This window comes from Allosphingosinicella indica (assembly GCF_900177405.1).
Classification (GTDB): domain Bacteria; phylum Pseudomonadota; class Alphaproteobacteria; order Sphingomonadales; family Sphingomonadaceae; genus Allosphingosinicella; species Allosphingosinicella indica.
Genome location: NZ_LT840185.1, coordinates 781,876 through 790,000, shown reverse-complemented (window position 1 = coordinate 790,000; position 8,125 = coordinate 781,876). Strand labels below are relative to the sequence as shown.

Below are 8,125 nucleotides of genomic sequence, written 5' to 3'. Positions count from 1 at the left end.
ATCTGTTGTTTGCCGCAGCGCTGCCGGGGGGCACGCCTTTTATTTCGGCTTTGAGGATCGGCGTTGACGATGCCTGTTTCGCTTATCGCGCTCGCGGCCATGCTGGCCGCGCAAACCCCCGGCGCGGAGAATCCGCTCAGCCAACTGCCGCCGATGACCGGCGATCCGCGCGCGACGACGCGCGAGCGCGATCCGGTCGCACCGCCGTCCACTGCATTGCCACAGCCCGCGCCGCCTTCCGGCAACGTCGCTGTCACCCCGGCGCCGGTGCCGAGCGTCGCGATGCAGCCGGCCCCCTCGCTCGGAACACCCGGCGTGCCGCGCGAACGTCAGCCGGCGATGGTGGATGGCCAGCTTCAGCGCCTACCGCAACCGATCGCCGATCCGCTGCGCATCAACCGCGAGGGCGACCCGATTCTGGGTCTCGCCCGTACCAGCGTCTCGCCGTCCGAATTTACCGAGCTCGTCGGCCAAGCCGTGGCGCGCAGCCCGGCGGTCAACGAGGCGGAAGCCAATATCACGCAGGCCGAGGCCGCACGGAAGCAGGCGACGGCCCAACGCTGGCCGACGGTCGACCTCGGGCTCAACACCAGCACGTCGTTCGCGCGCAGTTTCGATGTCGACAATATCGACGTGATCGTCGAACGCGCGCGCTCGCGCAGCCGCACCGATGCGACGATCAACGCCGAGCAGACGATCTGGGATTTCGGCGCTACCGAGAACCGCGTGTCCGCTGCCGGTGCACGCCTCCGCGCCGCCGCTTTCGATGCGCAGGCGAGCGCCGACGATGTGACGCTGCGCGCGATTGCCGCCTGGTACGACGTCTTCGCGTATCGCGCGCTTGTCCGGCTCGCCAGCGCCTTTACCGGCAGCCAGGGGGATCTCCGCGCCGCGATCCAGACGCGCATCCGCCAGGGCGTCTCGGCGCCCGGCGATCTGCCGCGCGTCGAAAGTTACATCGCCGCGGCCGAGACCGATCTCGCCCGCTTCCGCCGGCAGCTTGCCAATGCGGAAGCGCGGTTCGAGGAAATCTACGGCTTGCCGGCCCCCGCGGATCTCGGTCGTGCGCCGATCCTGGGATCGGAAAGCACGTCCAAGGATGCGGCGCAGCTCCTCGCCCGCTCCTCGCCCGGCGTGCAGAGCGCCGAGGCGTCGGCGCGCGGCGCCCGACAGGACGCGCGCGCCGAGCGAGCCTCGACCTACCCCCGCATTTCAGGCGGCCTCGACATCGGCCGCTACGGCGTGTTCGAGGGCGACAACTACGACGTCCGCGGCCGCGTCACCGTGCGTCAGCGGCTGTTCGGCGGCGTCAATGCGCGGGCCGAGCAGGCCGAAGCCCGCGCCGCGGCTTTCTCCGCGCGCGCCGATCGCGTTCGCGCCGAGGCCGAACGCGAAGCTTCAATCGCATGGAGCGACGTGCAGGCGCTGCAGCAGCAGCTCGCCGCGCTGGAAGACAGCTATCTCGCGGGCCGCCAATCGCGCGACGTGCTCGCCGAGCGATTCAGCGTCGCGCGCGGAACGCTGTTCGATCTGCTCGATTCCGAAAGCTCCTATTTCACCACGGCCGCGTCCTACATCCGCGCAATCACCGAGCTGGATGCAGCGCGCTACGTTCTGCTGTCCCGCACCGGCCAGCTTCTCACCACTCTCAACATCGCGCCGCCGGCGCCGGAGGCCCAATGAGCGACGATCAGTTGGTCGGCGAGCGCGAGGGCTTTGCGCCCTGGCTGCTCGAGCCGATGCGCCGCAACAAGGACATCTACATCAAGGTCACGCTGGCCGCGGTGCTGATCAACATCTTCGCGCTGACCTCGTCGCTGTTCACGATGGTGGTCTATGATCGCGTGCTGCCGAACAACGCGACCTCGTCGCTGGTGGCGCTGTCGATCGGCTTTGCGCTGATCGTCATCTTCGACTTCATCCTGAAGATGCTGCGCTCTTATTTCGTCGATGTCGCCGGCGCGCGGATCGATCGCGAGGTCGGCGAAAGCGTGTTCGACCGGCTGCTCAACATCCGGCTCGATCGCAAGCGCGGCTCCACCGGCGCGCTCGCCGGCATCGTCCGCGAGCAGGAGACGCTGCGCGACTTCTTCACCTCGGCAACGCTGTCGGCGGTGGTCGACGTGCCCTTCATCCTACTGACGATGGTCGTCATCGCGATCATCGGTGGCTGGCTGGTGCTGGTGCCGATCGTGCTAGTGCCGCTCGTCATATTGGTCGGCATCGTTACCCAGCCCGCGATGGAGCGGCTGGCGACGCGCGCCATGAGCCATGCGCTGCACAAACAGTCGGTGCTCGTCGAGACGATCGGCGGGCTGGAGACGGTGAAGACCGCCGGCGCCTCGCCGATCCTCACCGGCCGCTGGCTGCGCTCGATCGAGGACAATTCGGATATTTCGCTGCGCCAGCGGCTCATCGCCAATATCGGCATCACCGCGTCGCAATCGGCACAGATGGTGTCGTTCGCGGCAGTGGTCGTGGTTGGCGTCGAGATGATCGCCAACCGCACGCTCACCATGGGCGGGCTCATCGCCTGCTCGATCCTCGCCGGCCGCGCGGTGGCGCCGCTGGGCACGATCGCGCAGCTCCTCTCGCGCATCACCGCGACGCGCACCGCCTATCGCCAGCTCAACCATCTGATGCAGGGCCGCCCGGAAGGGCCGGACGGCGATCCGCTGCGGCTCGCCAAGGTCGCCGGCAAGATCGAGTTCCGCAACGTCCATTTCCGCTATCCCGGCACGCCTGAGAAGGCGCTCGAGAATATCAACTTCACGATCAATCCGGGCGAGCATGTCGCGCTGATCGGCCGTGTCGGATCGGGCAAGACGACGATCGCGAAGCTGCTGCTCGGCCTCTACGAGCCGGAAGAGGGCGTGATCCTGCTCGACGGCACCGACATCCGCCAGCTCGACCCCGTCGATCTCCGCCGCAAGATCGCGAGCGTGATGCAGGATACGCTGCTGCTTTCGGGATCGGTGCGCGAGAATATCGCGCTCGGCCGCGAAGAAATTGACGATCCGGCGATGCTGGAGGCATCCGAGCTTGCCGGCACTCACCAGTTCATCGGCCAGATCGCCAACGGCTATGACCGCCGCTTAGCCGATCGCGGCGAAGGCCTGTCGGGCGGGCAGCGCCAGTCGATCGTCATCGCCCGCGCGCTTGCCGCCAAGCCGCCGGTGCTCGTCTTCGACGAGCCGTCGAGCGGCATGGACACGCAGACCGAGAACGGCCTCATCGAGCGGCTCGACGCCGAGCTCAAGGAGCGCACCTTCATCGTCATCACCCATCGCACGCCGTTCCTTCGTCTCACCAGCCGCGTCATCCTGATGGATCGCGGCAAGGTGTTGATGGACGGGCCGCGCGACGCGGTTCTCGACAAGATCAATCCTGCCAGGGTCGCCAAATCATGAACGCCCCCATGCATCTCGAAGACTATATCGACCGCATGCGCCCGCGCGCCGGTGCGAACATCCTGCTATGGGTGATCGTCGGCTTCATCGCGGTGTTCCTCATCTGGGCGACCTTCGCGGAGCTCGACCGGACGGTGCGCGGCAGCGGCCGGATCATCCCGAGCTCGCAGCTCCAGACGGTGTCGAACCTTGAGGGGGGCATTCTGGAGCAGATCCTGGTCAAGGTCGGCGATCAGGTGAAGCGCGGCGACCCCATCGTCCGTCTCGATCAGACCCAGACCGGATCGGCCTTCGGCAGCAATCAGGCGCAATATGACGCGCTTGTGGCGCGCATCGCGCGGTTGGAGGCGGAAGTTGCCGGTCGGGCGCCGACCTTCCCGTCGGGTCCGAGCCCGACGTTGCAGGAACAAGTTGCGATCGAGCGTTCGGTTCATGCCTCTCGGATGGCCGATCTCCAAAGCCTCAGCGCCGCCGCGCAGGCGCGCGTGGTGCAGACCGACCGTGCGGTCGCCGAAGCCGACGCCGCGCTCGAAGCGCGCCGCTCCGCGCGCGAGGCGGCGCAGACCGAGCTGCAGCTCATCCGCCCGCTCGTCGAGCGCGGAATCGAGCCGCGGCTGTCGCTGATCCAGGCCGAGAACCGAGCGGCGACGACCGCCGCCGATGTGGCTGCGGCATCCGCTGCCGTTACGCGAGCGCAGTCTGCGGTGGCCGAGGCACGCGCGAGCTTCAATCAGCAGCGTCAGGACTGGCGCGCCCGCGCCGCGCAGGAGTTGGCGCAGGCGCAGGGTGAGATGGTGGCATTGCGCCGCACATTGCCCGCGCTGTCCGATCGCGTGTCGCGCACGGTCATCCGCTCGCCGCTGGCTGGCACGGTCAACCGCGTGCTGTTCACCACCGTCGGCGGCACCATCTCGCCCGGCGCGCCGATCGCCGAGATCGTGCCGAGCGACGACAGCCTGATCGTCGAGGCGCAGGTCCGCCCGCAGGACATCGCCTGGGTGCGGATGAACCAGCGCGCGAAGATCAACGTCACCGCCTATGACACCGCGGTCTACGGATCGCTCGAAGGCAAGGTTACCGCCATCTCGCCCGACGCGACCCTCAACGAGCGGACCGGCGAGAGCTATTACACCGTGCGCGTCGCGACCGAGGACAAGCTGCGCGATCGCGCCGGCAAGGAGCTCGACATCGGGCCGGGCATGGTCGCCGACGTCAGCCTGCTCGGCGACAAGCGTACGGTGCTCGAATATATCCTGACGCCGATCACCCGGCTAAGCGAAACCGCTCTTCGCGAGGAATGAGGGGAGGGGTGCCCGGCACCCCTTCTGCCGCGTTGCGGTCGTTCAGGCCGTGGGCCGCTCGCCGGCGCGCAACCATCCGGTGACCGCGAAACGCGGCTGGGCGGCCAGCGGCGTGACCCAGGTCACGCTGTGCGGCTGCGGCACGCTGAAGATGTTGAGCGTGTTGAACGCCGGCGTGTAGCCCCGCTCGACATTGCCCTGCGCGTCGTAGAATTGCAGCAGCCCGCCCCAGTCCGGCCGCCATCCCGGCGACAGGTTGAGCACGTATGCCGCGCGCCGCCCCTGATCCTCGATTCGGTCGTCATGAGTCGTCAGGAAATGATGCGGACGGTAGCGCGAGGCATGCGCGTCGGCGAAGCCGATGTCGTCAGCACCGGTGATCGTCCGGAACATCGCGACGATCTCGTCCGAACAGAGGAAATCGGTGAAGGCGGCGAGCAGCGGCACCTGCGCCGCGCCGCCGTCCTTGAGGCGGATCGTGTCGTAACGGAACTGGAAGCCAAAGCGGCCCCCGAGCGTCACCGCCTTGTCGAGCTTGATCCAGTCGTCCTGGCTGAACCCCGCGAGCATCTCCTCGCGAAAGTCGATCACCTGCTCGCCGCGGTTGGCGGTCAGCACCCAAGCGCGGCTTTCGGCGAGCTCGCGATACAGCGCCTCCGCGCAATCGGGCGCCAGGAAGTTCGGGATCTGCAATCTCCGAAACGTCTGGAATCGCGCGGCGATCTCGTTCGGGTCGAAGCTGGCGTTCAGCCGTAATTGGGTCATGGCGACATGCTTAAGGGCGTTGACCGACGGGCGCCACCGGGATCGGCGACCTTCGGCTGTACCCTTTTGAAACAAGCCGGGAAAACTTTCTTCTCCGCCTCCGAAACAATCGTTAACTAAGTGTTGACAGCTCCCTTGCGTGTCTGGACTAATGCGCTTCGGGCGGGGGTAGCCTCAGTGGGCTTTTCCGGGATTCATCCACAGCGGCGTCGCGGCCGTTGTTCCTGACAGTAATGCGGTCTTGCCGTTGGCATCGGCCGCGCTGATCGAGAGGGGCGGGGTTGGGCGCGGGGCTTTTCGCGAATGTCGGCTCAATAAAGGCGGCGCCTTATGGTGCTTGCGCCGTATGACCGCGTCCCTTGACGGTCTTTCAGACAAATTCGGATGCGCTCGTTCGCATCGTGCAGAGCTTTCGTCCGGCCGTGCCGGGCGGAGAATGGTGAACTGTCACCACATCAAGCGGGAGGTATTGAATGTCTAAGGATCTTGACGACGGTTATCACGGCGATCTGCCGACCGACGATTGGAACACGGCCGATTACGTGCCGTCGGGCGGCGCGGTCATGTCGGAAGGCTCGGTCGATGGGCTGGTCGGCAGCTACATTCGCGGCAAGCCGGTGCTCAGCGCGCCGGACATCGCGCATTTCCTCAATCGCGGTAACCTTGCGTCCAACTACACGGCGCTCGATCCGAGCAACCCGCTGAAGAACTATGTCCCGGGCACCGGCGCGGCGTGGGCCGGCCACAAGGGCGGCGTCAATGCTGGCTACGCACCGGCGCTGACGGCCGGCTACACCGGCGGTCCGCTGGAGACGATCTCGTTCGGCTTCTACAATACGCGCGCCGACATCGATCCCTATTACAACAACGTCGCTGGCAGCACGGCGGGTACCCGTCGCCTCACCGGCTTCTCGGCGTTTAGCGAAGAGCAGCGCGAAGCGGCCCGTCAGGCAATCGGCACGTGGGACGAGCTGATCGCGGTCAAGTTCGTCGAGAAGGCGCCGGCGCAGGCCGACATCAACTTCATGAACACCACCACCGGTCCGGCGCAGGCTTCCGCCTATCTGCCGTACAACTACTCGCCGGCGGCTGCCGCGCGTCTCGCGGGCGACGTTGCCGTCAACCCTGCGCAGGCCTCGAACCAGCAGTTCGACGAGGGCGAATATGGCCTGACCACGCTCATCCACGAGCTTGGCCACTCGCTCGGTCTCGAGCATCCCGGCCGCTACAACTTCGGCCCCGGCTTCTCGGTGACTTACCAGAACGGCGCTGAATTCTATCAGGACTCGAACCAGTATTCGATCATGTCCTACTGGCGCGCCAACGAAACGGGTGCGAACCACGTCGATTGGACGCAGACCGTTCTGCGCTACAACTCTACTCCGGGTGTGCATGACGTTCTCGCTATCCAGCGCATCTACGGCGCCGACATGGAGACGCGCTCGGGCGATACGGTGTATGGCTTCAACTCCAACACCGGTCTCGACACGTTCGATTTCGAGAAGACCCCGCTGCCCGTCATCACCATCTGGGATGCCGGCGGCAACGACACGATCGACGTCTCGGGCTTCGATACGCCGTCGCTGATCGATCTCAATCCGGGTGCTTTCAGCAGCGCAGGCGGCACGTATCTGGACGAAATTCCGTCGTTCGAAGAGACCAATGCTGCTCGTGTCGCGGCGGGTCTCGCGCCGCGCACGCGTGAATCCTATGATGCGTTCGTCGCGTCCTTCGGGCCGGCCTGGAACCACAACCTGATGTCGGACAACATCGCGATCGCCTACAATGCGATCATCGAGAACGCCGTGGGCGGCTCGGGCGATGACATTCTGGTCGCCAACGGTGCGGCCAACCGCCTCGACGGCGGTGCCGGCAACGATCTGGTCAGCTACCAGACCGCGACTTCGGGCGTCAGCGTCAATCTCGCCACCGGCCTCGTGTCGGGCGGTGCGGCTGGCGACGTTCTGATCTCGATCGAAGGCGTCACCGGCAGCCGTCACAACGACGTGCTGACCGGCAGCGACGGCAACAACGTCCTGAACGGTCTTGCCGGCAATGACATCATCTACGGTCGCAACGGTGACGACACGATCGACGGCGGCGAAGGCAATGACCAGCTGTTCGGCGACGGCGGCAACGACACGATCCGTGGCGGTGAAGGCAACGACACCATCATGGGCGGCGCCGGCGACGACATCCTGTTCGGCGATGCCGGCAACGACACGCTCTATGGTGATGCCGGCAACGACGTGCTCGACGGCGGTGCGGGCGACGACAAGCTGTACGGCGGTGCGGGTGCGGACACGTTCCGCTTCTCGGATCTCGGCGGCTACGACACGATCGTCGACTTCCGCCGCGGCCAGGGCGACAAGATCGACCTGACCGGGATCGACGCCAACGCGAGCGCCGAGGGCCACCAGGACTTCACCTGGGTCGGCACCAGCGCGTTCTCGGGCAACGCCGGTGAAGTGCGCATCTTCACCGACCGCGGCTCGACGATCATCGCCGGTGACGTCAACGGCGACGGTGTCGCCGACTTCCAGATCAACGTCGGCGCCACGGCCATCCGTGCCGACGACCTGATCCTGACGGTCAACGTCGCCGCCTGATCGGGCAACGACGGACAAGAAGAAGGGCGCCGGGAGAAAT

General features: G+C 66.3%; 5 protein-coding genes. 4 read left to right on the top strand and 1 reads right to left on the bottom strand.

The window, feature by feature from the left end; genetic code table 11:
* The first annotated feature begins 69 nt into the window (after positions 1-69).
* The 3 genes from B9N75_RS04020 to B9N75_RS04010 are packed head-to-tail and all read left to right on the top strand — an operon-like array spanning position 70 to position 4,711.
* On the top strand, positions 70-1,683 hold the full coding sequence (locus tag B9N75_RS04020; protein WP_157123685.1) for a TolC family protein: 1,614 nt from the start codon (positions 70-72) through the stop codon (positions 1,681-1,683).
* Positions 1,680-3,410, top strand: a complete 1,731-nt coding sequence (locus B9N75_RS04015) for a type I secretion system permease/ATPase (protein WP_085217636.1) — start codon at positions 1,680-1,682, stop codon at positions 3,408-3,410. The genes B9N75_RS04020 and B9N75_RS04015 overlap by 4 nt, the downstream gene beginning before the upstream one ends.
* Entirely contained in the window at positions 3,407-4,711 is a 1,305-nt protein-coding gene (locus B9N75_RS04010) for an HlyD family type I secretion periplasmic adaptor subunit (RefSeq protein ID WP_085217635.1), read from the top strand. The genes B9N75_RS04015 and B9N75_RS04010 overlap by 4 nt, the downstream gene beginning before the upstream one ends.
* Positions 4,712-4,753: 42 nt before the next feature.
* Here B9N75_RS04010 and B9N75_RS04005 read toward each other — a convergent pair whose 3' ends face one another.
* Entirely contained in the window at positions 4,754-5,476 is a 723-nt protein-coding gene (locus B9N75_RS04005; RefSeq protein WP_085217634.1) for a 2OG-Fe(II) oxygenase, read from the bottom strand.
* Positions 5,477-5,949: 473 nt separating this feature from the next.
* On the opposite strand from B9N75_RS04005, the gene B9N75_RS04000 reads away from it, so the two are divergent.
* The gene (locus B9N75_RS04000) at positions 5,950-8,085 is read left to right on the top strand and encodes a M10 family metallopeptidase (RefSeq protein ID WP_085217633.1); all 2,136 of its coding nucleotides are present in this window, start codon (positions 5,950-5,952) and stop codon (positions 8,083-8,085) included.
* The last annotated feature ends 40 nt before the right edge of the window (positions 8,086-8,125 follow it).

Coding starts and splice junctions, on each gene's coding strand:
- B9N75_RS04020 (WP_157123685.1), top strand. CDS start 70: ATGCCTGTTTCGCTTATCGCGCTCGCGGCCATGCTGGCCGCGCAAACC.
- B9N75_RS04015 (WP_085217636.1), top strand. CDS start 1,680: ATGAGCGACGATCAGTTGGTCGGCGAGCGCGAGGGCTTTGCGCCCTGG.
- B9N75_RS04010 (WP_085217635.1), top strand. CDS start 3,407: ATGAACGCCCCCATGCATCTCGAAGACTATATCGACCGCATGCGCCCG.
- B9N75_RS04005 (WP_085217634.1), bottom strand. CDS start 5,476: ATGACCCAATTACGGCTGAACGCCAGCTTCGACCCGAACGAGATCGCC.
- B9N75_RS04000 (WP_085217633.1), top strand. CDS start 5,950: ATGTCTAAGGATCTTGACGACGGTTATCACGGCGATCTGCCGACCGAC.